The sequence below is a fragment of the Pseudoalteromonas sp. Angola-4 genome, from assembly GCF_028599265.1.
Taxonomy (GTDB): Bacteria; Pseudomonadota; Gammaproteobacteria; order Enterobacterales; family Alteromonadaceae; genus Pseudoalteromonas; species Pseudoalteromonas atlantica.
The window spans coordinates 1-25,914 of the sequence record NZ_JAQREK010000010.1 but is presented as its reverse complement, the minus strand read 5'-3'; the positions used below and the strand labels follow the sequence as shown (position 1 = coordinate 25,914).

The 25,914-nt window shown below is 41.6% G+C and carries 25 protein-coding genes; 12 read left to right on the top strand and 13 right to left on the bottom strand.

Annotated features, from left to right (window positions below; genetic code table 11):
- Positions 1 to 1,545 carry a 2,3-bisphosphoglycerate-independent phosphoglycerate mutase gene (gene gpmM, locus PSH48_RS12465; RefSeq protein ID WP_273611676.1) on the bottom strand — a complete coding sequence of 515 codons (1,545 nt, stop codon included), beginning with the start codon at positions 1,543 to 1,545 and terminating at the stop codon, positions 1 to 3.
- A gap of 532 nt (positions 1,546 to 2,077) precedes the next feature.
- Here gpmM and PSH48_RS12460 point away from each other — a divergent pair.
- Genes PSH48_RS12460 through gpsA form a run of 4 tightly spaced genes read left to right on the top strand, consistent with a single transcriptional unit; the run spans position 2,078 to position 4,329 of the window.
- On the top strand, positions 2,078 to 2,509 hold the full coding sequence (locus tag PSH48_RS12460; RefSeq protein ID WP_273611675.1) for a rhodanese-like domain-containing protein: 432 nt from the start codon (positions 2,078 to 2,080) through the stop codon (positions 2,507 to 2,509).
- A 31-nt stretch (positions 2,510 to 2,540) separates the two neighbouring features.
- Positions 2,541 to 2,798, top strand: coding sequence for a glutaredoxin 3 (grxC, locus tag PSH48_RS12455; RefSeq protein ID WP_004588615.1), 258 nt, complete (start codon positions 2,541 to 2,543; stop codon positions 2,796 to 2,798).
- Positions 2,799 to 2,832: 34 nt separating this feature from the next.
- Complete coding sequence (gene secB / locus PSH48_RS12450; protein ID WP_004588614.1) at positions 2,833 to 3,318, top strand: protein-export chaperone SecB; 486 nt, start codon at positions 2,833 to 2,835, stop codon at positions 3,316 to 3,318.
- 3 nt (positions 3,319 to 3,321) lie between these two features.
- Entirely contained in the window at positions 3,322 to 4,329 is a 1,008-nt protein-coding gene (gene gpsA / locus PSH48_RS12445) for an NAD(P)H-dependent glycerol-3-phosphate dehydrogenase (RefSeq protein WP_024031407.1), read from the top strand.
- A gap of 99 nt (positions 4,330 to 4,428) precedes the next feature.
- Here gpsA and trmL read toward each other — a convergent pair whose 3' ends face one another.
- Positions 4,429 to 4,893, bottom strand: coding sequence for a tRNA (uridine(34)/cytosine(34)/5-carboxymethylaminomethyluridine(34)-2'-O)-methyltransferase TrmL (gene trmL, locus PSH48_RS12440; RefSeq protein ID WP_029773366.1), 465 nt, complete (start codon positions 4,891 to 4,893; stop codon positions 4,429 to 4,431).
- Positions 4,894 to 5,001: 108 nt separating this feature from the next.
- Between trmL and PSH48_RS12435 the strand changes: the two genes are divergently transcribed.
- Positions 5,002 to 5,919, top strand: coding sequence for a cation diffusion facilitator family transporter (locus PSH48_RS12435; RefSeq protein ID WP_029773365.1), 918 nt, complete (start codon positions 5,002 to 5,004; stop codon positions 5,917 to 5,919).
- Here the strand turns inward: PSH48_RS12435 and PSH48_RS12430 are convergent.
- Genes PSH48_RS12430 through PSH48_RS12420 form a run of 3 tightly spaced genes read right to left on the bottom strand, consistent with a single transcriptional unit; the run spans position 5,879 to position 8,911 of the window.
- Positions 5,879 to 6,826 (bottom strand): alpha/beta fold hydrolase, encoded by a 948-nt coding sequence (locus PSH48_RS12430; RefSeq protein ID WP_096740204.1) that lies wholly within the window; start codon positions 6,824 to 6,826, stop codon positions 5,879 to 5,881. The genes PSH48_RS12435 and PSH48_RS12430 overlap by 41 nt on opposite strands.
- 2 nt (positions 6,827 to 6,828) lie before the next feature.
- Positions 6,829 to 8,244, bottom strand: a complete 1,416-nt coding sequence (locus PSH48_RS12425) for an ATP-binding protein (RefSeq protein WP_256846210.1) — start codon at positions 8,242 to 8,244, stop codon at positions 6,829 to 6,831.
- The gene (locus tag PSH48_RS12420) at positions 8,222 to 8,911 is read right to left on the bottom strand and encodes a response regulator (protein ID WP_004588608.1); all 690 of its coding nucleotides are present in this window, start codon (positions 8,909 to 8,911) and stop codon (positions 8,222 to 8,224) included. The genes PSH48_RS12425 and PSH48_RS12420 overlap by 23 nt, the downstream gene beginning before the upstream one ends.
- Positions 8,912 to 9,086: 175 nt before the next feature.
- Between PSH48_RS12420 and PSH48_RS12415 the strand changes: the two genes are divergently transcribed.
- Complete coding sequence (locus PSH48_RS12415) at positions 9,087 to 9,578, top strand: Spy/CpxP family protein refolding chaperone (RefSeq protein WP_004588607.1); 492 nt, start codon at positions 9,087 to 9,089, stop codon at positions 9,576 to 9,578.
- 67 nt (positions 9,579 to 9,645) lie between these two features.
- Here PSH48_RS12415 and yacG read toward each other — a convergent pair whose 3' ends face one another.
- From yacG to nadC, 7 genes are all read right to left on the bottom strand, one after another.
- Positions 9,646 to 9,876 (bottom strand): DNA gyrase inhibitor YacG, encoded by a 231-nt coding sequence (gene yacG, locus PSH48_RS12410; RefSeq protein ID WP_004588606.1) that lies wholly within the window; start codon positions 9,874 to 9,876, stop codon positions 9,646 to 9,648.
- Between the two features lie 47 nt (positions 9,877 to 9,923).
- Positions 9,924 to 11,600 (bottom strand): type IV-A pilus assembly ATPase PilB, encoded by a 1,677-nt coding sequence (gene pilB, locus PSH48_RS12405; protein WP_029773362.1) that lies wholly within the window; start codon positions 11,598 to 11,600, stop codon positions 9,924 to 9,926.
- 146 nt (positions 11,601 to 11,746) lie between these two features.
- Entirely contained in the window at positions 11,747 to 12,367 is a 621-nt protein-coding gene (gene coaE / locus PSH48_RS12400) for a dephospho-CoA kinase (protein WP_273611674.1), read from the bottom strand.
- A 1-nt stretch (position 12,368) separates the two neighbouring features.
- Complete coding sequence (locus PSH48_RS12395; protein ID WP_273611673.1) at positions 12,369 to 13,271, bottom strand: prepilin peptidase; 903 nt, start codon at positions 13,269 to 13,271, stop codon at positions 12,369 to 12,371.
- A 214-nt stretch (positions 13,272 to 13,485) separates the two neighbouring features.
- Positions 13,486 to 14,715: a type II secretion system F family protein gene (locus PSH48_RS12390; RefSeq protein WP_273611672.1), complete on the bottom strand. Its 1,230-nt coding sequence runs from the start codon at positions 14,713 to 14,715 to the stop codon at positions 13,486 to 13,488.
- 113 nt (positions 14,716 to 14,828) lie between these two features.
- Positions 14,829 to 15,278, bottom strand: coding sequence for a pilin (locus tag PSH48_RS12385; protein ID WP_273611671.1), 450 nt, complete (start codon positions 15,276 to 15,278; stop codon positions 14,829 to 14,831).
- A gap of 474 nt (positions 15,279 to 15,752) precedes the next feature.
- A complete protein-coding gene (gene nadC, locus PSH48_RS12380) occupies positions 15,753 to 16,598 on the bottom strand; it encodes a carboxylating nicotinate-nucleotide diphosphorylase (protein WP_273611670.1) in 846 nt (281 codons plus the stop codon).
- Positions 16,599 to 16,813: 215 nt separating this feature from the next.
- Between nadC and ampD the strand changes: the two genes are divergently transcribed.
- The 6 genes from ampD (at position 16,814) to lpdA (ending at position 25,666) form a co-directional block, all read left to right on the top strand.
- Positions 16,814 to 17,368 carry a 1,6-anhydro-N-acetylmuramyl-L-alanine amidase AmpD gene (gene ampD, locus PSH48_RS12375; RefSeq protein ID WP_273611669.1) on the top strand — a complete coding sequence of 185 codons (555 nt, stop codon included), beginning with the start codon at positions 16,814 to 16,816 and terminating at the stop codon, positions 17,366 to 17,368.
- 13 nt (positions 17,369 to 17,381) lie between these two features.
- Positions 17,382 to 18,233, top strand: coding sequence for a beta-lactamase regulator AmpE (gene ampE, locus PSH48_RS12370; RefSeq protein WP_273611668.1), 852 nt, complete (start codon positions 17,382 to 17,384; stop codon positions 18,231 to 18,233).
- A 402-nt stretch (positions 18,234 to 18,635) separates the two neighbouring features.
- Positions 18,636 to 19,385 carry a pyruvate dehydrogenase complex transcriptional repressor PdhR gene (gene pdhR / locus PSH48_RS12365; protein WP_004588597.1) on the top strand — a complete coding sequence of 250 codons (750 nt, stop codon included), beginning with the start codon at positions 18,636 to 18,638 and terminating at the stop codon, positions 19,383 to 19,385.
- Between the two features lie 90 nt (positions 19,386 to 19,475).
- Positions 19,476 to 22,142, top strand: coding sequence for a pyruvate dehydrogenase (acetyl-transferring), homodimeric type (gene aceE, locus PSH48_RS12360; protein ID WP_024031395.1), 2,667 nt, complete (start codon positions 19,476 to 19,478; stop codon positions 22,140 to 22,142).
- Positions 22,143 to 22,152: 10 nt separating this feature from the next.
- Positions 22,153 to 24,063: a pyruvate dehydrogenase complex dihydrolipoyllysine-residue acetyltransferase gene (gene aceF, locus PSH48_RS12355; RefSeq protein WP_121638010.1), complete on the top strand. Its 1,911-nt coding sequence runs from the start codon at positions 22,153 to 22,155 to the stop codon at positions 24,061 to 24,063.
- Positions 24,064 to 24,238: 175 nt separating this feature from the next.
- Complete coding sequence (gene lpdA, locus PSH48_RS12350; protein WP_055014755.1) at positions 24,239 to 25,666, top strand: dihydrolipoyl dehydrogenase; 1,428 nt, start codon at positions 24,239 to 24,241, stop codon at positions 25,664 to 25,666.
- Between the two features lie 10 nt (positions 25,667 to 25,676).
- Here the strand turns inward: lpdA and PSH48_RS12345 are convergent.
- A partial coding sequence (locus tag PSH48_RS12345) for a hypothetical protein (protein ID WP_273611667.1) occupies positions 25,677 to 25,914 on the bottom strand: 238 nt, incomplete at its 5' end.

The following is a 25,914-nucleotide window of genomic DNA, read 5'->3' as shown; positions in this document are numbered from 1 at the left end:
TTATTTCAACGTCATGATTGGCGTACCGGTCATTTCGCTTGGTTGCTCCATGCCCATGAGGTGTAGCATAGTAGGTGCTACATCACTTAATGCTTTGCCTTCACTTGGCGTTGCATCGCGTCCTACATAAATAAATGGCACTGGCTCGCTAGTGTGAGCGGTATGAGCTTGGCCCGTGGCAGTATTTGCCATTTGCTCTGCATTACCGTGATCGGCTGTGATAAGTGCTTCACCGCCAAACTCATCTAGCGCTTCTACCACGCGGCCTATACATGCATCAACAGCTTCACAGGCTTTAACCGCGGCTTCAAACACACCAGAGTGACCCACCATATCGCCATTCGGGTAATTACAAATAATGGCATCAAACTTACCGCTTTTAATAGCTTCAATAAGTTTGTCGGTTAGCATTTCTGAATTCATTTCTGGCTGAAGGTCGTAAGTGGCAACCTGTGGAGAAGGGATTAATTCGCGTGATTCGCCTTCAAATTCATCTTCGCGTCCGCCACTAAAGAAAAACGTAACATGAGCGTATTTTTCTGTTTCAGAAATACGTAGCTGCGTTTTGCCATTTTTTTCAAGCCATTCACCTAATACGTTTACCAATGGCGTAGGGCCAAATGCGACAGGGGCATCAATATCGGCTGAGTATTCTGTCATCATTACAAATGCGCTTAACTGTGGTGATTTTTTCTTTTCGAACCCATCGAAGTCTTGCTCTACAAAGGCACGGGTGATTTCACGGGCACGGTCGGCTCTAAAATTAGCAAAGATGATGGTGTCGCCATCATTAATTTGTGCTGCTTCAGTGCCTTGTGGCGTAATGGTGGTTGGTGCTACAAACTCATCGTTTTCGTCGCGCTCATAGGCGGCTTCTAATGCCGACACACCATCAGCATAATTAAACTCGCCTTCACCTAATGCCATTACATTGTAGGCTTTTTCTACACGGTTCCAACGGTTGTCTCTGTCCATGGCGTAATAACGGCCCACAAGAGACGCTAAGCGGCCACAATTTAGCTCGGCAAATAAGGCTTCTATACGCTCTATTGATGCTTTAGCACTGCGTGGTGGTGTATCACGACCATCTAAAAAGCCATGAAAATATACTTCTTTTGCACCGCGTTTAGCGGCTAATTGAATACTTGCGACAATATGATCTTCGTGGCTGTGAACACCACCTGGGCTTAATAAACCCATAATATGCACGGCTTTGCCTGCAGCGACTGCTTTATCGATGTTTTCAACAAGTGCAGGAGTTGAGTCAAATTCGCCATCGTTGATTGCTTTGGTAATGCGAGTAAAGTCTTGATAAACAACACGACCAGCACCTAAATTTACATGGCCTACTTCTGAGTTACCCATTTGCCCTTCAGGTAAGCCTACATCTAAACCTGAGCCTGAAATTAATGTGCGTGGACGGGTTGCCCATAGGTTGTCTAAAACGGGGGTGTTGGCTGCAAGAATCGCATTGCTTTGCTCATCTTCGCGGTATCCCCAACCGTCTAAAATCATTAATACCAGTGGTTTTTTATGCTCTGTCATAATAGCTCCTGAAAATTAGCACCTGTTGATGGGTACTGTGCGCCGAAAGGTTATCTGGTTAGTTTTAGCATACCGTGTTTTAGCGCCAGAATCAGCACTGAGAACAAGATATTAAATTTTTTACTTACTTTCATATATGGGGTGCTTTATGTGTTTTTAAAGCGCAGCAAACTCGCATTTTAACTTGGTTTGGGTATACTTGCGTGGCTAAAGTACAAAATACCTAGAATATTAGGGCGTGTTGCACTTTGGTGGCTGAATTTACAGCAGTATGTTTGGTTTTTAGGTAAGGCAGAGCCTATGAAGTGTGGTTATTCCCCATAAATAGGCGATAACGTAGCATAAATACCAAACATGCGCTGCCCGTTGGGTTTTTTCTAGGGACTATTACCTCTTTGTTGCTCGGTTTTTACTTAGCCCACTAGGTTACAAATCTCGCGCCGCGATTTAATCGCCCCTAGATTGAATAAATTTCAATCCACAAAGGCCAACACGCCTTAGGTTTAGAACATAATTTCATAGTGGAAGTAGAATGGAACAATATATTGAATTTATTACAAATCATCCTATTTTAAGCCTAGCTTGGGTTGGTATTGTATTCCTTATTGTAAGCGGCTGGATAAAGAGTAAGTTTTCAGCAGTGAGAGAAATAAACCCACAGCAATTAACACTTCTTATTAATCGTGAAGATGGCAAAGTAGTTGATATTCGTGCTCAAAAAGAATTTAACGCAGGTCGTATTGCAGGTGCTGAACACTTAAGCCCTGAAAAAGCAAAACAATCTGACTTTTCAAGCCTTGAAAAGCACAAGAGCAAACCCATTATACTAGTATGTGCCACAGGCATGACTGCTCAAGGTATTGCTAATGCAATGCATAAAGCAGGCTTTGAATCGGTTTATGTATTATCAGGTGGTATGGGGTCGTGGCAATCTGCCAGCCTTCCAACTACAACAGGTCGCTAATCAGTTTAGTAGTACCGATAGAGGATTTATTATGAGTAATGTTGTTTTATACACCAAAGCGTACTGTCCATTTTGCCAACGTGCTCTTGCACTTTTAAACAGTAAAGGCGTTGAGTACACAAATATTGATATTGGTGTTCAACCAGAGCTTCGCGATGAAATGATTGCTAAAGCAGGTGGTGCAAGCACAGTACCGCAAATTTTTATTAATGATGAACATATCGGTGGCTGCGACGACATGATGGCTATTGAAGCGCAAGGTAAACTTGACGCTAAGCTAAATGCTTAATTTTAATTATAAAAACTAACACGTAGGAAGCACAATGAACGAAGAAAATCAAAACGCAGCAGCACAAGAAGGTGGCGCACAATTTACTATTCAACGTATTTACACTAAAGATGTATCGTTTGAAACGCCTAACTCGCCTGCGATTTTTCAAAAAGAATGGACGCCAGAAGTTAAGCTAGACCTAGACACGCGCTCTAATAAGCTAGACGAAGGTGTGTTTGAAGTGGTTTTAGCACTAACGGTTACTGCTTCTATTGGTGAAGAAACTGCGTTTTTATGTGAAATTCAGCAAGCCGGTATTTTTACAGTTGGTGAGCTTGAAGAAGTACAACTAGCACATATGCTAGGTGCATACTGCCCTAACGTGTTATTCCCATACGCGCGTGAAGCCGTATCTAATCTTGTTAACCGTGGTACTTTCCCACAGCTTAACCTTGCGCCAGTGAACTTTGATGCGTTATTTGCACAATACATGCAACAACGTACTGCGCAAGCTGAGCAGGTTTCAGCAGACGCATAATTTATGAGTACAGCAACTTCAGCTGTTACTGTATTAGGAGCGGGGTCTTACGGCACCGCTCTTGCTATTTGCTTAGCCCGAAATGGTCACCAAGTGACACTTTGGGGTCGCAATAGCGACGACGTTGCCACGCTTGCAGCTGAGCGGAAAAATCAACGTTACCTTCCTGATGTACCATTCCCCGACACTCTTTTATTACAAGCCGATTTACAACAAGCCGTAGCCAGCAGTGCCATTGTACTTGTGGTTGTGCCAAGCCATGCCTTTGCAGATACATTGCAGCAAATTAAACCTGCGCTGGTTGAAGGTGCGCAAGTTGCGTGGGCAACAAAAGGGCTTGAGCCAAATACTGGTCGCTTGTTACAAGAGGTTGCCCTGCAGGAACTAGGTGATGAGATGCCGCTTGCGGTTTTATCAGGCCCAACCTTTGCAAAAGAAATGGCAATGGGGCTACCTACTGCGATATCGGTGTCGTCTACCTCAACGGAGTTTGCGCAACAACTTGCAGATTTACTCCATTGTGGGCGCTCGTTCCGCGTGTATAACAACGATGACTTTATTGGCATTCAGTTAGGTGGCGCGGTTAAAAACGTAATAGCCATTGGTGCTGGTATGTCTGATGGGGTGGGCTTTGGTGCTAATGCACGTACTGCACTGATCACTCGCGGCTTAGCTGAGCTAACGCGCTTAGGGTGTGCCTTAGGTGCAAAGCAAGAAACCTTTATGGGTATGGCCGGACTTGGCGATTTAATCTTAACATGTACCGACAATCAATCGCGCAACCGTCGCTTTGGTTTGGCATTAGGTAAAGGTGAAGGGGTTGATGCTGCTATTGAGTCCATCGGGCAAGTTGTTGAAGGCTTTAGAAACACAAAAGAAGTGTATTTATTAGCACAACGCGCCGGTGTAGAAATGCCTATTACTGAGCAAATTTATAAAGTACTTTATGAAAATAAAGATATGAAAGAAGCCGCCATGGCACTATTAGGCCGAGAGCAGCGCGCTGAATAAAGTGAGCATATAATGCCCACTTTATTAAAAGCATGAACATGCTTTGCTATTAAAAAAACCGACGCTATGTCGGTTTTTTTATTGTTTGGTACAAGGTGCTTATTGCGCGTTAGGAAAGCCTAGCTGGCGCCATGATTCATAAACAAATACCGCCACAGCGTTAGATAGGTTCATACTACGGCTATTGGGCTGCATAGGAATGCGCACACGCTGATCGTTAGGTAGCGCTTGAATCATCTCATCGGGGAGGCCGCGAGTTTCTGGCCCAAACACCAAGCAATCACCTGCTTCATAACTGGCTTCGTGATGAAACTGGCTGCCTTTAGTGGTGCATGCATACACTTTTTTAGGTTGGCACTTTTCAAGGTAGGCTTCAAACGAGGCATGGCGCTGTACGTTACTAAACTCGTGGTAATCTAGCCCGGCACGTTTTACTCGCTTATCGTCCCACTCAAAACCTAATGGCTCAATTAAATGCAATGAGTAACCTGTGTTTGCACACAAGCGTATGATATTTCCTGTATTTGGTGGAATTTCAGGTTGATATAAAACGATATCCAGCATAATGCGCCTTTCTATTAATCTATAATTTGACGAGTGGCAGTATACACGAAACCGGTAAAAAAAATGATATACTCGCGCCATTGAATACCGCAAGTAGTGAATATTAACGTGCATCACCGTAGTTACGAATTTTGGGTTAAAACATCAAGCATAGTTACCATGGTTATGGTTAGCTTAATGATAGCCGCTAAAACCTGGGCGTGGTTGGCATCGGGTTCAGCTTCTATGCTTGGCTCATTAACCGACTCATTAATGGATATTACCGCCACGGCCATGAGCTTTTTAGTGCTAGGGTATGCACTGCGCCCAGCAGATGACGATCACCGCTTTGGCCATGGCAAAGCAGAAGCCCTAGCCGGACTTGGTCAGGCTGCGTTTATAGCAGGGTCGGGGTGCTTATTGGCGTTTCACGGTATTGAGCGATTATTTAACCCAATTGTGCTTAGTCATTCACTGTTGGGTGTGTGGGTGAGTATATTTGCTATTGCTTGTACGTTAGTGATTGTGTTTTTTCAGATCAAAGTGGTTAAGCATACCGAATCCATCGCTATTAAAGCAGACTCGGTGCATTACAAAGGGGATTTAATTTTAAATGCCGCGGTATTACTTGCTATTTTGCTCTCGTACTATGGGGTGTTATACGCAGATCCGCTGTTTGCCATAGGCGTTGCCGGTTACTTACTTTATAACAGTTGGGATATTGCGTGTGAGAGTGCCGATCATCTAATGGATAAAGAACTCCCAGATGATGAAAAACAAAGTATTTTAGATATTGCTAACGCACATAAAGATGTACACGGTGTACATGATATCCGCACTCGCCAAGGCGGTAAAATTAAGTTTATGCAAATGCACTTAGAGCTTGATGATCATTTAAGTTTAATACGTGCCCACAATGTGGCTGACGATGTAGAAAAGGCGCTTGCCGAGCGCTTTGACTCTGAGGTTGATATTTTAATTCATCTAGATCCGCTTTCGGTGGTACCTAAGTATCAAACGAAGAACAAAACTGATACAAGCGCATAAGCACAGGTTTTCTAATTTCGTCGCGTTCAAACAATAACTCGTGCTTAGCCCCTGCAAAGCTTTTCAGCTCGGCATTAGGGAGCCTATTTACGAGCTTTTGTTGCGCGTTGTTATCAACCACTTCATCGTTTTGTGCGCTGGCAATAAAAATAGGGAGGTTGATTGTGTGGGTATCCACGGCAGACATAAAAGCAAAGCTTGCATTTAACCAACCATATGTAACGCCGCCTAACTGTAAAAGTGGCTGTTGTTGATAAGTGAGCCTAAAGAGGTTGTACCGCACTTGGCTGCTGGTTAAAGTATTAAGCGCAAATTCTTCTGGGTTGTAATCGTTTTGCCCTAGCGCATAACTGTAGCCAAAACCGAGCTTTGTGGCGGCGCTGGCTATAAATTTAGCTACTGGTTTAGGAATACCTTTAGTGTAAATATCAAACATGGGCGCAGATAAAAACGCACCGCTGAAAGTATGCGAGTAATTTGCAAAATAATCGTACGCTATAGCGCCGCCCATAGAGTGGGCTAATAATATTTTTTTGCCTTGCCAGTGCTTATTTACAATATGTTGGTTAAATAAATCTAAGTCGGCACTGTAATCACTAAAGCGTTTTACATACCCCTTGTGCTTATTTTTTAACGGTCGATACGAGCGGCCTTGCCCTTGGTGGTCGGCTATAAATACCGCATAGTTATTAGTATAAAGCTCCCACAGTAGCTCTTTGTATTTTTCAAGCCCTTCTATGCGCCCAGAGCTAATTACTATGGCAGTGTTAGCTGTTTCTGGCACTGCGTAAGCAAAAAACAGTTTACCTTCAGATGCATTAAAATAGTTTTTATTAAGTACATTTTCGTAAAAGTGATTAATGCGTGCTTGGTTACTTTCAAGCGCTGATTCGGTACTGTAAAACATGCTTACTCTTTAATTAGTGGCAGGGTGATATTGGCACAAAGCCCGCCTTTTTCTTTATTAGATAGCGCTAAACTACCGCCGTGGGCAATAATAGCATTTTTAGCGATAGCTAAGCCAAGCCCTGTGCCGCCACTTACTCTGTCGCGAGCGTCTGATTGCCTAAAAAAGGGCTCACAAAGCTTGCTAAGTTGCTCATTTGGAACGCCAGGGCCATCGTCGCAAATCTCTATATAGATTTGGTTGTTATAGTGTACGTTAAAGCTAATGTTGCTGTGCGCGTATTTTATTGCGTTACGTAATAGGTTTTCGAGTGCGCTCGCAATTAATGATTCATCGCAGCTTAGCATTACATCGGCATTGCCACTAAAAGTAAGTGTTTTAGTATTTTGCTTGGCTTCAAACTGCGCATCGTTTAATACGTGCTCTACTATATCTTTTAACGATTGCTTTTGCAGTGACAGTGTTTGGCTTTGCGCTTCTAAACGCGACACTTGCAGCACGTCAGCAATCATTTTATCAAGCTGGTTTGCTTCTTTTTCTATACGTAATAAATACGATTGGCTTGCTTCGTTGGCTTGCATTTGTGCAAGGCCTGTTGCCATTTTTAAACGCGTAAGCGGGGAGCGTAACTCATGAGATATATCAGCCAGTAAGCGCTTTTGAGCACTAATAAGTTGCTCAAGCTGATTAGCCATGCTGTTAAAGTCGCGCCCAAGTACTCCTAACTCGTCTTTTCTGCTTGCAGGTATGGCAACTCGCGCTGATAAATCGCCTGATGAAAGCTTTATAGCTGCTTTTTTAAGGCTGTTAATTGGGGCGATTAAATTGCGACTAAAAATAAAACTCAGGATTAAAGAGGCAAAAATAGCCACGAGTACTTTCATCCAATTCGGCATTAACTTAAAGCGCATGAGCAAAGGAGGTTGGTGGTTAATGTCTATTTCGTAGAGGTAAAACTGCCCCTCTGGCACGCTAATATTAACAGGGCCGAAAGCTTGGTATTTTTCGGTGAAAATGACCTGTGGTGCCAAGTTTTGACTAAAGCTAAGTAAGTTTAAATCTATTTCAGCGGGGATCTCTTTATTGCTTAATGCGTCTTCGGGTTGTGCTGCGCCTAAAAATAAAATTTTTCGTTTTGAAAGCCTAGGGTGCGACAAAACATCAGCAAGGGTGCGCTTGTGCTTAGTGGCGCTTCGCTCAATGCTTTTGGCAGTATAAATTAGGTTTTTTTTCATTGGCCCACGCAAAGGCTCGGTGCTTACTGCATTAATTGCCGTAATGTTGCTTAAAAATATAAGCGCAGCCACCGTGCCCGTTATTGTTAGCCAAAACCAAATAAATATTTTAAAAAATAAATAATGTCGAGGGTGCTTTAGCCATGCAAAGTAATGTTTATCACTCACCTTGGATGAAGACATAACCTGTTCCTCGCATTGTTTTTATTCGCTCGCCTTGAATATGCTCAGCTATTTTTTTACGAATATTGCTAACGTGCATATCAATTGAGCGGTCGAATGAAGCTAAGCGCCTGCCTAATACTTCTTCACTTATTTGCTCTTTACTGACAACTTCGCCGGCATTTTTAATTAATAACACCAGTACTTCGTACTCTGTGCCAGTAAGCGTGAGGGTGTGCTCGTTAATAGCGGCTTCTCGGGCTGCCAAATTAACCGTAATGCCATTTATATTCATTTTGCTAGGCGTTGCAACGTTTAGGCTATTTATGTGCTCTATACGGCGGGTAATGGCTTTTACTCGGGCAAGTAACTCGCGGTGATTAAAGGGTTTGGGTATGTAATCGTCTGCGCCAAGCTCTAAGCCAAAAATGCGATCAAAGTCTTCGCCTTTTGCAGTGAGCATAATAACCGGTGTTAGCTTTGTTTGCCTAAGTTGTTTAAGTACTTCAAAGCCATCAAGGGTGGGGAGCATGACATCAAGCAATATCAGCGCGTAGTCATTTGATAGAGCAAGCTTTAAGCCTTGCTCGCCATCGTGAACGCTTTGTACGTCAAAACCTTGCGCGGCTAAATATTCAGTAAGTAGTTCGCACAAACCTGTGTCGTCATCAATCATTAATAGCTTCATTTCAAACCCTTAGGCAATTTCTATATGGTTATTTTACTTCTTAAATTGTGCAAAAGTGAATCTTTACACAACCTTTACACTGCTTTGCGTTACTTTGCGTTGAGTTATGTATAGTTAACTTACTGGCTTAGCAGTCACAACCAAATTCAATCCATCCAATATTAAGGTGATGATTATGACTAAAGTAAATACACTTTCAAAATTAGTACTTATTTGTGGTCTAGCAACGGCTACACTTGGCGCCGGTAGCGTATTAGCAAAAGGCGGCATGCACGATAAGCAAGGCCATTCTCAAGCGCGTTTTTTATTATCTGAGCGCGGTGCCGACAAGCTTGATTTAACGCAAGAACAGCAAACTAAGCTTGAAGCTATTTTTGAAGCGCAAAAAACACAGATGAAAGCACTGCGCGGCGATGATAAAGAAGCCCGTAAAGCACAGCGTAAGGCTCAAAAAGAGAAAATGGATGCTTTACTTAGCGCACCAACATTTGACGAAAACGCTGCAAAAGAGCTATTAGCTGCACGCCACGAAAAAGGCACTGAGTTTGGCTTAATTAAGCTAAAAACACAGCATCAAGTAATGCAGGTACTTAACGCAGAGCAGCAAGAAAAGTTTGCAAAAATGCAAAAGCGTATGGGTAAAAAACACCGTAAGCAAAGAGATTAATTTATAAATTAAACACTAAAAAGCCAGCTTAATGCTGGCTTTTGTCGTTTAAGAGGGTGAAAAACGCTTATTTAAAAAAGTCGTCATCGTTTTTAGCCATCATCTCTTCAATATCTTCAATCATATCTTGGCTAATTTGGTTAGCCGAGGAAATAGGCGTTGATATTTTATTGTTCTCAAAAGACCATTCACCTAAATCAATAAGCTGACAGCGCTTAGAACAAAAAGGACGATGTGGGCTTTGCTGTGACCATTCAACTTTGTTTTTACAGGTTGGACAGTTAACAATTGTTGGCATACTTTACTCTCTACAATGTGTTTTAGCCCTAAATAGGGCTATCACTTTTACATATTGGTTACGCGATTAATTTCAGCCAGAGACGTTAAACCATCGGCGGCTTTTCGTAAACCCGATAATCGCAAGTTATTAAACCCAGCTTGTAGCGATACCTCTGCGATTTCGAGCGAGTTGCCACCGCGCATAATAATTTGTGCAATTTCAGGAGTAATTTGCATTACTTCGTAAATACCCACTCGGCCTTTGTAACCATCGGTGCAATTTTCGCAGCCTTTGGGTGCGTATAGTGTCATATCTTCAATTTGTGTTGTGCTAAATCCTTGACGAGCCAACTCCTCTGCTGGCAGTGTTTCAGGGGTTTTACACTTAGGGCATAAACGCCTAGCTAAGCGCTGGGCAATAATCAAACTTATAGAGCTTGCCACGTTATACGCAGGCACGCCCATATTTAATAAACGCGTTATGGTTTCGGGCGCTGAGTTGGTATGTAGTGTAGATAACACTAAGTGACCCGTTTGCGCCGCTTTAATTGAAATTTCTGCGGTTTCTAGGTCACGTATTTCACCTACCATCACTACATCTGGATCTTGACGTAAAAATGCACGCAGGGCGTTAGCAAAAGTCATTTCGGCTTTAGGGTTAATTTGTACTTGGTTAACCCCTTCAAGGTTTATCTCAACCGGATCCTCGGCGGTACTAATGTTACGCTCTGGCTGGTTAAGTATATTTAAACCGGTATAAAGCGATACGGTTTTACCAGAGCCCGTTGGGCCGGTCACAAGTATCATGCCTTGTGGTTGCCCAAGCGCATCCATATAAAGCTTTTTCTGATCCTCTTCGTAACCTAATACATCAATACCTAGCATAGCGCTTGATGAATCAAGGATACGCATTACTATTTTTTCGCCCCATAACGTAGGCATGGTACTTACACGAAAATCGATGCTTTTTCGCTCGGTAATCTTTAATTTAATACGGCCATCTTGTGGTTTACGTTTTTCTGCAATATCAAGGCGCGACATGACTTTGATACGCGCCGATAGCTTACTCGCTAAAGTATTGGGAGGGTTGGCAACTTCATGCAAAATACCATCAATACGAAAGCGAATGCGGTATTTATGCTCGTAAGGTTCAAAGTGTAAATCGGAGGCGCCTTTTTTAATGGCATCCATTAAAATTTTATTAATATAAACAATGATGGGCGCATCGTCTTTATCATCATCTTTAGGTGTGGTCTCTTTAGGGCCTTCACTATCTAAGTCGGCAAATTCTTTAAATTCATCAGCGCTTAAATCTAAGCTGCCTGCGGCATCAAGAAGTTGCTCAATTTTATTATCCAGTTGAATGTAATCAACCACGACTATTTCGCACGATAAGCCGGTGCTAAATTCAAAGTTTTCAAAGGCGCCGTAGTCGGTCGGATCGGAGGCGGCAATGTATACTTTTCTGCCTTTTTGAACCAGCGGTAAAATGTGGTGTTTACGTATTAGCTTTTCTTTAACTAAGTCTTCGGGGATTTGTGCAGGGTCGAAGTCTTTTAAATCAAAATACGGTACACGGAATAGGTCTATACATTGCTCAGCTAAGTCGTTGCTGTCTATTTTTCCACACTTAGATATAAGCTCAGCGGTTGAGGCAAACTCTTGCTGCTTTGCTTTTACGGTATCGGCATCAATGCGGCCAAGCGTTATAAATTTTCTCAATAACGGTGAGTTAATATTCATTGCGCACCTATTTTAGTCCTTCAATAGTTAACAATTTATCAGAAAAAAGCAGGTGATTAAATTCGTCAAGTTTATCAACACCTTTTTTGCTAACCAAATTACGAGTTTATGTTGTTATGACCGCATTAAGGGGCATTAGTTGTATTTTATACCGCATAGTGTAGGTAATTTTTATGAAGAACAACAAGTTCTGCATGAACAAGCGATAAATCGCGGTCATTATTAAGGATATCGTCAGCTTTTTGTTGTTTTTCTTCACGCGACATTTGCGATGCTATAATGCTATTTACTTGCTCAAGGCTAATATTGTCTCGCTTTATCGTACGTTCAATCTGTACAGGCAGTGGTACATCAATTAATAAAGTACGGTTGCAGTATGTGTTAAGTTTATTTTCAAACAATAATGGTGCAACTAATACAACATAAGCACTGGTTGCATTATTTAAATCGGTTAGTATTCTCTCTCGAATAAGTGGGTGCAATAGAGCATTAAGCCACTCTTTATCATCATTATTGGTAAATATTTTAGTGCGCAGCACTGCTCTGTTTAATGTGCCATCGGGTAGTAAAATACTCTCACCAAAGTGTTCAGCAATAGCATTTAGCCCTATGCTATTAGGCGCTACCACTTGGCGGGCAATAATATCGGCATCAACAACGCAAATACCCAGCTTTTCAAACATATTACTAACAGCCGTTTTACCGCAGCCAATACCGCCTGTTAAACCCAATACCCAATTGTTTATTTTAGTTGCTGGCTTATTCATACTAATAACCAATTAAATTAAAATAGGCCGCTTGAATTTGAGCGCCCCACAAAAGTGTTATCCAACCTGCTATGGCTAAGTAGGGGCCAAATGGGATAGGGGTTGCTTTGTCTTTACCTTGTATACTTAAAAGGGCAATACCAATAGTGGCGCCCACCACGCTTGAAAGCAAAATAATGGTTAATAGCGACTGCCACCCTAGCAGTGCGCCAAACACGGCCAGTAACTTAAAATCGCCATAGCCCATGCCTTCCTTGCCGGTTAATAGCTTAAATAGCCAAAACACACTCCACAGGCTTAAATAGCCGCAGGCTGCGCCCACTATCGCATCACTCGGGCTTATTGTTACGCCCATTACAGCGGCTATAAGCGCAAGCCATACTAAAGGCAAAGTGAGCTGATCAGGCAGTAACATGTGGTCAATATCAATAAAGGTGAGCGCGACTAAAATCCAAGTAACAAAAATATATAAAAGGGCCTGCTCTGTAGCACCAAAGCGGTAGGCAACAACTAAACTTAATAGTGCGGTAATGGCTTCAACTATCGGGTAACGCGCTGATATTGGGTTACTGCAATTAGCGCATTTACCTTTAAGCACAATCCAACTAATAATTGGAATATTTTGCCAAGGCTTAATCGCGGTTTTGCATTTAGGGCAGGTAGAATTAGGCTTTACTAAATTAAAAGGCTCAGTGGTGCCAGCCTTTGAAGGTTTAGTTGTGAGTTCATCTTCTAATAATAATCGGCATTCACTTTGCCACTCACGCTGCATCATCAGTGGCAGCCGGTAAATAACTACATTTAAAAAACTACCAATACACAGGCTTACTAAGCCCACAGTCAAAAAATAAAACCACTGCTGGCTTTGCATCGCGGTGGTTATATCAAGAAAAAGATTGTCCATTAAAATTCCTAACTTCAGGCCAATCATAGGCCAGCTTTATTCGCTGTGTTCAAAAGCTCTTATAATTCAATTTATCTTGCAAGCTATTAATTAGCGTTTAAAACTTTGCTTACAGCTTACAGCTTACAGCTTACAGCTTACAGCTTACAGCTTACAGCTTACAGCTTACAGCTTACAGCTTACAGCTTACAGCTTACAGCTTACAGCTATGTTTTTAAATTACAGAACCTAACTGGAAAATTGGCAAGTACATGGCAACAATTAAGCCACCTACAAGCACACCGAGTACGGCCATAATAAGCGGCTCTAATAAGCTAGATAATCCATCTACTGCATCATCCACCTCTTGTTCATAAATAGTCGCTACTTTGGCAAGCATACCATCAAGCGATCCAGACTCTTCACCAATAGCCACCATTTGAATCACCATATCTGGAAATATTTTAGCATTACGCATCGCCCAGTTCATTTGGTTACCCGAGCTCACCTCTGCTTTAATATCTAAAATAGCATAGCGGTAAACAGCATTACCTGAAGCACCTGCTGCAGAATCTAATGCATCAACCAGTGGTACACCTGCTGCAAAGGTGGTCGAAAGTGTACGGGCATAACGGGCAACAGCTGCTTTATTTAAAATCATACCAATTACAGGGAGTTTTAATATAGCTCTGTCGGTTGCATCTCTAAGTTTTAAACTTCTGAGCTTAGCTTCTTTAAACGCATAGCCAAAGCCAACAATGGCTATTAACATCATCCACCAATATTCTTGCATAAACTCAGAGATGCCAATAACAAATAAGGTAAATGCAGGCAGTTGTGCGCCAAAGCCTGCAAATATATCTTGAAACTGAGGAACTACAAAGATAAGTAATATAGAAGTTACAATGCCAGCGATAACCAATACTGAGATAGGATAAAACATCGCTTTTTTAATTTTTGATTTCAGTGCTTCAGATTTTTCTTTATAAAGGGCAACACGGTCAAATATTTTATCAAGCGCCCCTGATTGTTCGCCTGAGGCGACTAAATCACAATACAAATCATCAAAATAGCGAGGATGTTTTCTAAGTGCCTGTGAGAGAGGTTGACCTGCTTTTACCTCATCGCCAATGGTTTCCATTAATTTACCAACGCTTTTGTTAGTGGAACCTGAGCCAATCATTTCGATAGCTTGAATTAATGGAACGCCGGCCATTAGCATAGTGGCAATTTGGCGTGTAACTAAAGCAATATCTTTAGGTGTAATTTTTTGAACACTTTGTATGCCAAATAATGGCTTAGGCTTGCGCTTAACTTTTGATGGAGTAATGCCTTGTTTTCTAAGCTGAGCTTTCACAAGAGCAACACTAGAGCCTGTTAGCTCTCCTTCAAGCTTTTTACCTCGTGCACTTACGCCAACCCATTGAAAGGTATCAAGGCCTTTATCTTCTTGTTTTTTTGCCATAAAATGGTATCGCCCAGAATAAGTTATTAATTTGACATAAATAAAAGTAGGTGAAGTCAGGCTTAATTCAAAAAAAAACGCTCCAAAGAGCGTTTTATAGAAAAATTTAAAGGTTATACATGAGGGCAGCTCTTAGGAGCTAATAGCTTGTCATCAGCATCAGTAATACCACTAGTTTCACAAGTCCACTCTCCAGTAGCAGCCCTTTTTAAAGTAACAACTGCAGTACTAATTTGAGTCGGAGCATTTGCAATAGCACAAGCTATTTGACCAACACCAGCTGTTAGCTCTGCAGTAATAGTGCAATTTTGTGTTGTTGTATCCTTGATAGATTTTAGACCTCCAGCAGCACCAATAGTAGCGAACGATTCACCATTATTAGCTTTAATTTCCATTTCAGTTTTTGCTCCAGAGATTTCTGCTAAACCAGCTGTCAGTTTTGATGATGCTTGATAGTCAGAATAAGCAGGTAATGCTACTGCAGCAAGAATACCGATGATTGCTACAACAATCATTAATTCAATTAGGGTGAAACCCTGTTGTTTTTGAGTCATTGTTTTCATGTTTCCTCTCCTAAAGGATAATGTTTTGTAAGGTAGTCAGGTTAGTGGCGACAGTGCCAAGCTAAAATTACCTGATTAACTTTACAGATTTACTTAAAAATAAATTTTCACGTACTTTTAGCCTTAGGTATGAAACACAAAAGCTAAATGTGAGTTCATTATGTTGCAACTTGTACAGGCTACCTAAACACAAAGTAGACTAAATATAGGAAACATATTGACCATTTGCTTTAATCTTTTAGGTATTTTTTTAAGATTAAAACAAAAAGCAGTTACTTATTACTATATTTTTCAAAGAAGTAATACAACAGGGTTAGTCTAACACTTTTTATATGCTTAAAGCACACATAATTTTCTAAAAAGGATACTTTATTTAACAAGTTGTTACAAAGTAATCCTTTTGGGTTATTAAAAGTCTTTTCATGCGGTTTGTCAATTAATTAGAACTAATATGACAAAGTTATTGCTGTGATTTTATACGAAACGCATCGATAAATCGATGGATTGTAAATTTTTTGTTAGAGCGCCGCTTGATATAAAGTCGACACCTGCTTGTGAGTAAGTTTTAACTGTTTCTAGCGTCATATTGCCAGAAACCTCTAATTTAGCGCGCTTATTAGTAATGACAACAGCTTGTTGAATTTGTTCCACACTAAAGTTATCGAGCATGATTATATCGGCGCCTGCATTAATGGCTTGCTCAAGTTCATGTAACGACTCTACTTCTACTTCTACTGGTTTTGTAGGGTGGTTTTGCTTGGCTTGTGCGACTGCTTTATCAATACCGCCACACGCTGCTATGTGGTTTTCTTTAATTAAAAACGCGTCGAATAGGCCTATACGGTGGTTTGCACCGCCGCCGCATTTAACAGCGTATTTTTGAAGTAGCCTGAGCCCGGGTATTGTTTTACGGGTATCGAGCAGTTGGGTTGTGGTACCGCTAAGCTCTTTTACATAATTTGCAGTGGTTGTTGCGGTACCCGAAAGCGTTTGTACAAAGTTAAGCGCGGTACGTTCGGCTGTTAAAATAGCGCGGGCAGCGCCTTTAGCGGTAAATAAGGTGCTATTTGCTGGTACAAAGTCGCCATCATTTACAAGTACGTTAATTTCAACGCTTGGATCTACCTGTTTAAACACTTCTATAATTATGTCTTTACCACAAAAAACGCAATCTTCACGGGTAATCACTTTAGCATTTGCGTGCTCGTTTTGTGGAATAAGCTGCGCGGTAATGTCGCCGTCTTGTGCTGATTGATAATTTAGATCTTCATCTAAGGCGAGGGTGACAAGTTGAGTAATAAGCGTGTGCGAAATTGACATATGAAGGCTCATAAGTGTTAATAAATTAAGCAAATTTTACTATGTTTAAATAACTAATAGAAGCGCTTTTAAATGGGCGGGGTTTATTACACCTACATATATAGCATGGCTACTAAAAGTAATGCTACCTGCTGAATGTTAGCTAACCGCAATGGCTATCATTCTTTATATAAATCCTTTAGCATCAAGTTTATGTATACCGTGGTATTAAAATAATGCAGATAGATTCAAGCGGAGTTGCCGCTAATATAACGCAGCGGCCCTGTACGCATTTTGATGAGCGCCCTGAAAATACCGATATTTCGCTGTTGGTAATTCATAATATTTCCTTGCCGGCTGGGCAATTTGGCACCGAATACGTTGATGCACTGTTTATGGGTGAGATTAACTGTAATGCGCACCCCAGTTTTTGTGATTTAAATGGGCTTAGAGTGTCAGCCCACTGTTTTATAAAACGTACTGGCGAGATTATTCAATATGTGCCATTTAATAAACGCGCGTGGCATGCCGGGCAATCTGAATATGAAGGGCAAAGCGCATGTAATAACTTTAGTATAGGTATTGAGCTTGAAGGTACAGATACCACACCTTACACTCAGACGCAGTACACCAGCTTACATAATCTAACAAAGGCAATTATGACCCGTTACCCGCTTATAACCACTAAGCGAGTAGTAGGGCATTGCGATATAGCACCTGGGCGAAAAACCGACCCTGGGGAAAGTTTTAATTGGCCTGCTTATATAAGCAGGCTAGAACAAGCAAATTAAGTGAGTCGCTATCATGATTTTAGTTTCTATAATTATTGCACTAATACTTGAGCGTTTAGGTGCGCGATCACAGTATTGGCAAATAAGCCATTACGTTAATGGTTATTTAAATCGATCGGGTAAATTACTTAGTGAAAACGGATTGTTTAGCTCGGCAATTGGCTTTTTAATTTGGTTAGTTTTGCCGGTAGTGGCTGTTGCGCTTATATATGTACTCTCTGACTTTGTACTGTGGCAATTAGCTATAAATGTTGTGGTTTTATTGGTTTGTTTTGGTTGTGCTAAGCACCGCGCTTTATATAAGTCGTATTTAAATGCACTAACGCGGGATGATAAAACCGCGGCCTCATTATACGCACTACAAATGGGGCAAAAACACCTAGAGGATGAAGAGGGCGGAGAAACATTTGGGCAAACCTTAGCGTGGATTAATTTTAGATTTTATTGCGCCGTTATTTTTTGGTTTGTAATGCTTGGCGCCCCAGGGGTCGTGTTGTATGCAATAGTGCGTACGTTGGCCGATTTAGTTAAAGAAAACCATAAAGTGGTGTTTGCAAATCGTTTTACGCTGCTGCATAAATTATTATTTTGGCTAGATTGGCTGCCAGCACGTGTTGCAAGCTTTGGCTATTTAGTCATTGGTAACTTTAATAAAGGTACAAGCTACTGGCTACATTATGTATTGGATTTTAAAACGCCAAATCGCAAAGTAGTTACATGTACAGCGCTTGCGGCTGAGCAAGTAGAGCAGCGTTATTACGGATGTGCTATTGAAGCCACTTGTATGATTAAATTAGTTAAACGCAACGTGCTTTTTTATTTAGTACTGATTGCACTGCTTACTTTATTTGGCGGTTTATCGTAGTCGCGATTTTACATCGCGCAATGTGTACCTCGTTTAGGATGAGTATCGGGGGAGGGTTTAGTCGCGGGGTAAACCCACTGCTACGACCTTCTTTGATTCAAAAATTAATTTCTTCAATAAATTCAACTAGAGTGAATATTCTAATTCACTCTGGTCAGACCATTTGTTTTCATCTTGTTAACGTTTGAATAAAACAACCACAATTGTGCATTGTTTGAACTTCGTTCAAAATGCGTTACGCTACTCTAATTGCTCAAATAACCCGTAAATTGACAGTTATTTGCCTTTTTGATACCTTATTGAAAATTTTTGGTATGACCAATTTACCTTTTGGGTAAATCGTCAAGCTCTAGGCCTTAAAAATTAGGCTTTTTAGTATTTATGCAACGTGGACGTTGATTAATGTCTTTAAAGATTAAAGCAGCAAAATTATCTGATGTTATTTTACAGCAACTTGAGAATATGATTCTTGAGGGCTCATTAGCGCCAGGTGAAAAACTGCCGCCAGAGCGCGAACTAGCAAAACAGTTTGAGGTGTCTCGCCCCTCACTGCGTGAAGCTATCCAAAAGCTAGAAGCAAAAGGATTGGTCACTCGCAGGCAAGGCGGTGGCACGTTTGTAAAAAATCAGCTTGAAGAAGGACTCACTGATCCGTTGTTTGATTTGATCAGTAAGCATCCTGAATCACAGTTCGATTTACTTGAATTTCGTCATGCACTTGAAGGGATTGCTGCATATTATGCGGCGCTTCGTGGTACCAGCACCGATTTTACCAAGGTTAAACAAAGCTTTGATAAAATTGCTCAAGTTAATAACGATTTACAATTAAAAGCCAAAGCAATTAATGCGTTTCACTTTAGTGTAGCCGAAGCCTCACACAACGTGGTTTTACTTCACTTAGTGCGAGGCATGCAAGCGCTACTGGAGCAAAATGTATTGCAAAACTTAACGGTTTTATTAAAAAAACCAGATATTAGCAATCAATTAGCCCAGCACCGGCGCTTATTAATGGATGCCGTAATTGAGGGCAATCCAGAACAAGCCCGTTTAGCAAGTAATGCCCATTTAGCCTTTATTGAAGAAGCATTACTTGAAGCGGGTAAAGAGCATTCGCGAATTGAACGTAGTTTAAGACGCACAAAACAAAATTAAGCTAATACGCTGTACTTAGAACACACTAAATTAGGTATACGTGGTATTAAATTAACAACATTCGTATTTTAAACATAAGGAAACCTCCATATGTCTGAAGTCAATAAAATTGACGTAGACGCGCTAGAAACACAAGAGTGGTTACAAGCTCTTGAATCAGTTGTGCGCGAAGAAGGTGTTGAACGAGCTCAGTATTTACTTGAGCAAGTGTTAGAGCAAGCCCGTTTAGACGGCGTTGATATGCCAACTGGCACAACAACTAACTACGTTAATACTATTCCAGTAGATCAAGAACCGGCGTACCCAGGGGATGTAAACCTTGAGCGTCGTATTCGTTCGATTATTCGTTGGAATGCAATCATGATTGTATTACGTGCATCGAAAAAAGATCTCGACTTAGGCGGCCATATGGCGTCTTACCAATCATCAGCTGCGTTTTATGAAGTGTGTTTTAACCACTTTTTCAAAGCGCCAAATGAGGTAGACGGCGGTGACTTAGTTTATTACCAAGGTCATATTTCTCCGGGTATTTATGCGCGTGCATTTGTTGAAGGTCGTCTTACGGCTGAGCAGCTTGATAACTTCCGTCAAGAAGTAGATGGCAAAGGTTTACCGTCATACCCGCATCCTAAATTAATGCCTGAATTTTGGCAGTTCCCAACGGTATCTATGGGCTTAGGTCCAATTGCGTCTATTTACCAAGCACGCTTTTTAAAATACCTAGACGGCCGTGGCTTAAAAGACACTAAAAACCAACGTGTATACGCGTTTTTAGGTGACGGTGAAATGGATGAGCCAGAATCACGCGGCGCAATCTCTTTTGCTGCACGTGAAAAGCTAGACAACCTATGTTACCTAATTAACTGTAACTTACAGCGTTTAGATGGCCCAGTAATGGGTAACGGTAAAATTATTCAAGAACTAGAAGGCCTATTTAAAGGCGCTGGTTGGAACGTAATTAAAGTTGTATGGGGCAGCGGATGGGATATTCTGCTAGCTAAAGATACATCAGGTAAATTACTACAATTGATGAACGAAACAATTGATGGTGATTACCAAACATATAAAGCGAAAGATGGCGCGTACGTACGTGAGCATTTCTTTGGCCGTTATCCAGAAACAGCTGCACTTGTTGCAGATATGACTGATGACGAAATTTTTGCGCTTAAGCGTGGTGGTCATGAGCCATCAAAACTTTATGCTGCATTTAAAAAAGCTGAGCAAACCAACGACCGTCCTACCGTGATTCTTGCTAAAACTGTAAAAGGTTACGGCATGGGTGAAGCGGCAGAAGGTAAAAACATTGCGCACCAAGTGAAAAAAATGGACATGAGCCATGTTGAACACTTACGTGACCGTTTAGGCCTACAAGATTTAGTATCAGAAGAGCAAATTAAAGATCTTCCATACTTAACGCTTGAAGAAGGCTCGGAAGAATACAAGTACTTACACGCACGCCGTGATGCACTTAAAGGTTACACACCTACACGTATTCCTAAATTTACTGAAGAGCTAAAACTGCCAGAAGTAGACGCATTTAAGCCGCTACTTGAAGAGCAAAAACGTGATATTTCTACCACAATGGGCTTTGTACGTGCACTTAACGTGTTACTAAAAGACAAAGGCATTGGCAAAAACATTGTGCCAATTATTGCTGATGAAGCACGTACATTTGGTATGGAAGGTTTATTCCGTCAAATCGGTATTTACAATCCACATGGCCAAAACTACACCCCTCAAGACCGCGATATTGTTTCTTACTACAAAGAAGCTACATCAGGCCAAGTACTTCAAGAGGGTATTAACGAGCTAGGTGCAATGTCGTCATGGGTAGCTGCTGCAACATCTTACAGCACTAATGATTTACCTATGATCCCATTCTACATTTACTACTCTATGTTTGGTTTCCAACGTGTTGGCGACATGGCATGGATGGCGGGTGACCAGCAAGCACGTGGTTTCTTATTAGGTGCAACAGCAGGTCGTACTACACTAAATGGTGAAGGTCTACAGCACGAAGATGGCCACAGCCATATTCTTGCAAATACGGTTCCTAACTGTATTTCTTACGACCCAACGTACGCATTTGAAGTAGCGGTAATTATTCAAGATGGTATTCGTCGTATGTACGGTGAAAACCAAGAAAATATTTACTACTACCTAACGCTTATGAACGAAAACTACCATCAACCAGCAATGCCAGAAGGCGCTGAAGAAGGTATTCGTAAAGGTATTTACAAGCTTGAAAGCTACGAAGGTAAAAAAGCCAACGTACAGTTATTAAGCTCAGGTACTATCATGACTGAAGTGCGCAAAGCTGCAGCCATTTTAAGCGAAGAGTACGGTATTGCTTCTGATGTTTACTCAGTAACATCATTCAATGAGCTTACCCGTGACGGTCAAGACGTTGAGCGTTTCAACATGCTTAACCCAGAAAGCGAGCAAAAAACGCCATACATCACTAGCGTATTAAACGACTCAGTGACTGTTGCTGCGACCGACTACATGAAAAACTACGCAGAGCAAGCGCGTTCATTTATTCCAAGCAGCAACTATAAAGTGCTTGGTACAGATGGTTACGGACGCTCTGATAGCCGTGAAAACTTACGTCGTCACTTTGAAGTTAATGCAAGCTACGTGGTTGTTGCTACGTTATCTGAACTTGCTAAACGTGGTGATGTTGAAAAGTCAGTGGTTGTTGAAGCAATTAAAAAGTTCGACATTGACACAAACAAACTAAATCCACTGTACGCATAAGAGGTTTGCAATGAGTATTGAAATTAATGTACCAGATATCGGTGGCGATGACGTAGAAGTAACCGAAATCTTAGTAAGCGTTGGCGACAAAGTAGATGTTGATCAATCGCTACTAACCGTTGAAGGCGATAAAGCATCAATGGAAGTACCTGCTGCGCAAGCAGGTACAGTCAAAGAAATTAAAGTAAGCGAAGGCGACACGGTAACAACAGGGTCGTTAATCATGATTTTTGAAGGCGAAGAGTCAGGCTCACAAAGTGAGCCAGAAGCGCCAGCTAAAACTGAGGCATCTGCACCTGCAGAAGCTTCAGGTTCTTCAACTAAAGAAGTAACTGTACCAGATATTGGTGACGACGAAGTTGAAGTAACAGAAATCATGGTCGCTGTTGGTGACAGCGTAGATGAAGAGCAGTCAATTTTAAGTGTTGAAGGCGATAAAGCATCTATGGAAGTACCAGCTCCTTTTGCCGGTACTGTAAAAGAAATTAAAGTAGCCGAAGGCGACAAAGTAAAAACAGGCTCTTTAGTGTTTGTTTTTGAAGTAGCTGGCTCAAGTGCACCTGCATCAGATGCGCCAAAGCAAGAATCTGCGCCAGCAGAGACTACTCAAAGCGCCGAGCCAAGCACAAAAGAAGTAAACGTGCCTGATATTGGCGATGATGAAGTTGAAGTAACTGAAATCATGGTTGCTGTTGGTGATACGGTTGAAGAAGAGCAATCTATCTTAAACGTTGAAGGCGACAAAGCGGCTATGGAAGTACCAGCCCCGTTTGCTGGTACCGTTAAAGAAATTAAAGTGGCCGCTGGCGATAAAGTCAAAACTGGCTCACTTGTGTTTGTTTTTGAAGTTGCAGGCAGTGCGCCAGCAAAAGCAGCAGCCCCGGCTGAGCAAAAGCCAGCGGCTGCACCTGCAAAAACCGAGTCTGCGCCAGCTCAAGCAGCACCTGCGGCTAAAGCAAGCAACGAAAGCTTTGAAAACAACAGCGCGTATGCTCATGCATCGCCAGTTGTACGTCGTTTAGCGCGTGAGTTTGGTATTAACTTAGCAAACGTTAAAGGCTCAGGGCGTAAAAACCGCGTAGTTAAAGAAGACGTGCAAAACTATGTTAAAAACCTAGTTAAGCAAGTTGAATCAGGCCAATTACCTGCTGGTAAAGGCAATGCGGGCGGTGGTGAGCTTGGCTTAATTCCTTGGCCGAAAGTAGATTTTGCTAAATTTGGTGAAATTGAAGAGAAAAAACTATCGCGTATTCAAAAGCTGTCGGGTAAAAACCTACACCGTAACTGGGTGCAAATCCCACATGTTACACAGTTTGACGAAGCTGATATCACCAGCCTTGAAGTGTTCCGTAAAGAACAAAACGTGTTAAGCGAGAAGAAAAAGCTTGGCGTTAAAATCACACCACTTGTGTTTGTGATGAAAGCGGTAGCGAAAGTACTTGCTGAGTTCCCAACGTTTAACTCGTCATTGTCTGAAGACGGTGAAAGCCTTATCCTTAAAAAGTACATCAATATTGGTGTGGCAGTAGATACGCCAAATGGCTTAGTTGTTCCTGTATTTAAAGATGTGGACAAAAAAGGCATTATTGAATTATCTCGCGAGCTGATGGATATTTCTAAAAAGGCGCGTGAAGGTAAGTTAACGTCATCTGATATGCAAGGCGGCTGTTTTACTATTTCAAGCTTAGGCGGTATTGGCGGTACGGCATTTACGCCGATTGTTAATGCACCAGAGGTGGCTATTTTAGGTGTATCTAAATCTGAAATGAAACCTAAGTGGAATGGTAAAGACTTTGAACCAAAATTAATGGTTCCGCTTTCTATGTCGTACGATCACCGTGTGATTGACGGTGCTCTAGCTGCGCGCTTTACCGCAACGCTTGCTAGCTACATGAGCGACATACGTCAATTAGTGATGTAATCGCTACAATATGAACAAAATCAAATCCCAGCCAGTTGTTTTTAGCTGGGATTTTTACTATATGCAATGATACAATCTTTGCACTATTTGTGAATTGCTCTGATTTTCTGCCCATGCAGAAACATGGCAGTTAAATTTTAGGGCAGTGTCCCGTTCAAACAATTAAGGTAATAGCATGAGCAACGAATTAAAAACTCAAGTTGTTGTACTAGGCGGTGGTCCTGGTGGTTACTCTGCGGCTTTCCGTGCTGCTGACTTGGGCTTAGAAGTTACATTAGTAGAATCTCGTGAAACATTAGGCGGCGTATGTCTTAATGTTGGTTGTATTCCTTCAAAAGCACTTTTACACGTGGCTAAAGTGATTGATGACGCTGCAGAAATGTCATCTCACGGTGTTACTTTTGGCGCTCCGCAAATTGATTTAGACAAAATTCGCTCTTGGAAAGAGTCGGTTGTTGGCCAGCTTACAGGTGGCTTAGACGGCATGGCTAAGATGCGTAAAGTTAAAGTTGTACCAGGTTACGGTAAATTCACTGGCAGCAACACTTTAGACGTTGAAGGTGCTGACGGCACTACAACTATTACATTTGATAACGCAATCATTGCTGCGGGTTCTAAACCTGTAAGCTTACCGTTCATCCCAGAAGATGACCGTGTAATTGATTCAACGGGCGCATTAGAGCTTAAAGACATTCCAGAGAAGCTACTTGTTTTAGGTGGTGGTATTATCGGTCTTGAAATGGGTACTGTTTACCGCGCATTGGGTTCTGACATTGATGTTGTTGAATTTGCAGATCAGTTAGTTCCGGCTGCGGATAAAGATATCATCAAGATTTACCAAAAATACGTAAGCAAAAAATTCAATGTTATGCTTTCAACTAAAGTTGTTGGCGTTGAAGCGAAAGATGATGGCTTATACGTTACTTTTGAAGGTAAGAATGCACCAGCTGAACCAGTACGTTACGACAAAGTACTTGTTGCAGTAGGCCGTACGCCTAACGGTAACTTGCTTGATGCTGATAAGGCAGGTGTTAATGTAGATGAGCGTGGCTTTATTAATGTTGATAAGCAATTACGTACTAACGTAAACCATATTTTTGCGATTGGTGACTTAGTTGGCCAGCCTATGCTTGCGCATAAAGCGGTACACGAAGGCCATGTTGCAGCAGAGGTTATCTCTGGTCAGAAGCACTTCTTCGACCCTAAATGTATTCCTTCAATTGCGTACACTGACCCAGAAATCGCTTGGGTAGGTGTTACTGAGAAAGAAGCAAAAGAGCAAGGCTTGAGCATTGAAACTGCGGTATTCCCGTGGGCAGCATCAGGTCGCGCAATTGCATCTGCTCGTACTGAAGGTTCTACTAAGCTTATCTTTGATAAAGACAGTGGCCGTGTAATCGGTGGTGCTATGGTGGGTATTAACGCAGGCGAAATGCTTGGCGAAATCGGCTTAGCAGTTGAAATGGGCGCAGACGGTGAAGATTTAGCACTTACTATTCATGCTCACCCAACATTGAACGAGTCTATTGGCCTTGCAGCTGAGATTTTTGAAGGTTCAATCACTGATTTACCAAACAAAAAAGCGGTTAAAAAGAAGAAGTAAACTCTTTTAGTTAACTGTTTAAAAACCCAGGCCTCGGCTTGGGTTTTTTGTTTTTATAGTCGTCAGCCGCCAGTTTAAGACAAGCTCGTCTTGACACGTAAGTTAATATGAGCAAAATTTCTAGCTGATAGCTGATAGCTGATAGCTGATAGCTGATAGCTGATAGCTGATAGCTGATAGCTGATAGCTGATAGCTGATAGCTGATAGCTGATAGCTGATAGCTGATAGCTGATAGCTGATAGCTGAT

Bases quoted from the DNA above. Each gene is read 5' to 3' on its own strand.
- pdhR (WP_004588597.1), top strand. From the start codon at position 18,636: ATGTCTTTAAAGATTAAAGCAGCAAAATTATCTGATGTTATTTTACAG.
- PSH48_RS12390 (WP_273611672.1), bottom strand. From the start codon at position 14,715: ATGGCAAAAAAACAAGAAGATAAAGGCCTTGATACCTTTCAATGGGTT.
- PSH48_RS12385 (WP_273611671.1), bottom strand. From the start codon at position 15,278: ATGAAAACAATGACTCAAAAACAACAGGGTTTCACCCTAATTGAATTA.
- pilB (WP_029773362.1), bottom strand. From the start codon at position 11,600: ATGAATATTAACTCACCGTTATTGAGAAAATTTATAACGCTTGGCCGC.
- secB (WP_004588614.1), top strand. From the start codon at position 2,833: ATGAACGAAGAAAATCAAAACGCAGCAGCACAAGAAGGTGGCGCACAA.
- grxC (WP_004588615.1), top strand. From the start codon at position 2,541: ATGAGTAATGTTGTTTTATACACCAAAGCGTACTGTCCATTTTGCCAA.
- yacG (WP_004588606.1), bottom strand. From the start codon at position 9,876: ATGCCAACAATTGTTAACTGTCCAACCTGTAAAAACAAAGTTGAATGG.
- PSH48_RS12420 (WP_004588608.1), bottom strand. From the start codon at position 8,911: ATGAAGCTATTAATGATTGATGACGACACAGGTTTGTGCGAACTACTT.
- aceF (WP_121638010.1), top strand. From the start codon at position 22,153: ATGAGTATTGAAATTAATGTACCAGATATCGGTGGCGATGACGTAGAA.
- coaE (WP_273611674.1), bottom strand. From the start codon at position 12,367: ATGAATAAGCCAGCAACTAAAATAAACAATTGGGTATTGGGTTTAACA.
- PSH48_RS12460 (WP_273611675.1), top strand. From the start codon at position 2,078: ATGGAACAATATATTGAATTTATTACAAATCATCCTATTTTAAGCCTA.
- PSH48_RS12415 (WP_004588607.1), top strand. From the start codon at position 9,087: ATGACTAAAGTAAATACACTTTCAAAATTAGTACTTATTTGTGGTCTA.
- nadC (WP_273611670.1), bottom strand. From the start codon at position 16,598: ATGTCAATTTCGCACACGCTTATTACTCAACTTGTCACCCTCGCCTTA.
- PSH48_RS12425 (WP_256846210.1), bottom strand. From the start codon at position 8,244: ATGTCTTCATCCAAGGTGAGTGATAAACATTACTTTGCATGGCTAAAG.
- lpdA (WP_055014755.1), top strand. From the start codon at position 24,239: ATGAGCAACGAATTAAAAACTCAAGTTGTTGTACTAGGCGGTGGTCCT.
- ampE (WP_273611668.1), top strand. From the start codon at position 17,382: ATGATTTTAGTTTCTATAATTATTGCACTAATACTTGAGCGTTTAGGT.
- ampD (WP_273611669.1), top strand. From the start codon at position 16,814: ATGCAGATAGATTCAAGCGGAGTTGCCGCTAATATAACGCAGCGGCCC.
- gpsA (WP_024031407.1), top strand. From the start codon at position 3,322: ATGAGTACAGCAACTTCAGCTGTTACTGTATTAGGAGCGGGGTCTTAC.
- trmL (WP_029773366.1), bottom strand. From the start codon at position 4,893: ATGCTGGATATCGTTTTATATCAACCTGAAATTCCACCAAATACAGGA.
- PSH48_RS12395 (WP_273611673.1), bottom strand. From the start codon at position 13,271: ATGGACAATCTTTTTCTTGATATAACCACCGCGATGCAAAGCCAGCAG.
- aceE (WP_024031395.1), top strand. From the start codon at position 19,476: ATGTCTGAAGTCAATAAAATTGACGTAGACGCGCTAGAAACACAAGAG.
- PSH48_RS12430 (WP_096740204.1), bottom strand. From the start codon at position 6,826: ATGTTTTACAGTACCGAATCAGCGCTTGAAAGTAACCAAGCACGCATT.
- gpmM (WP_273611676.1), bottom strand. From the start codon at position 1,545: ATGACAGAGCATAAAAAACCACTGGTATTAATGATTTTAGACGGTTGG.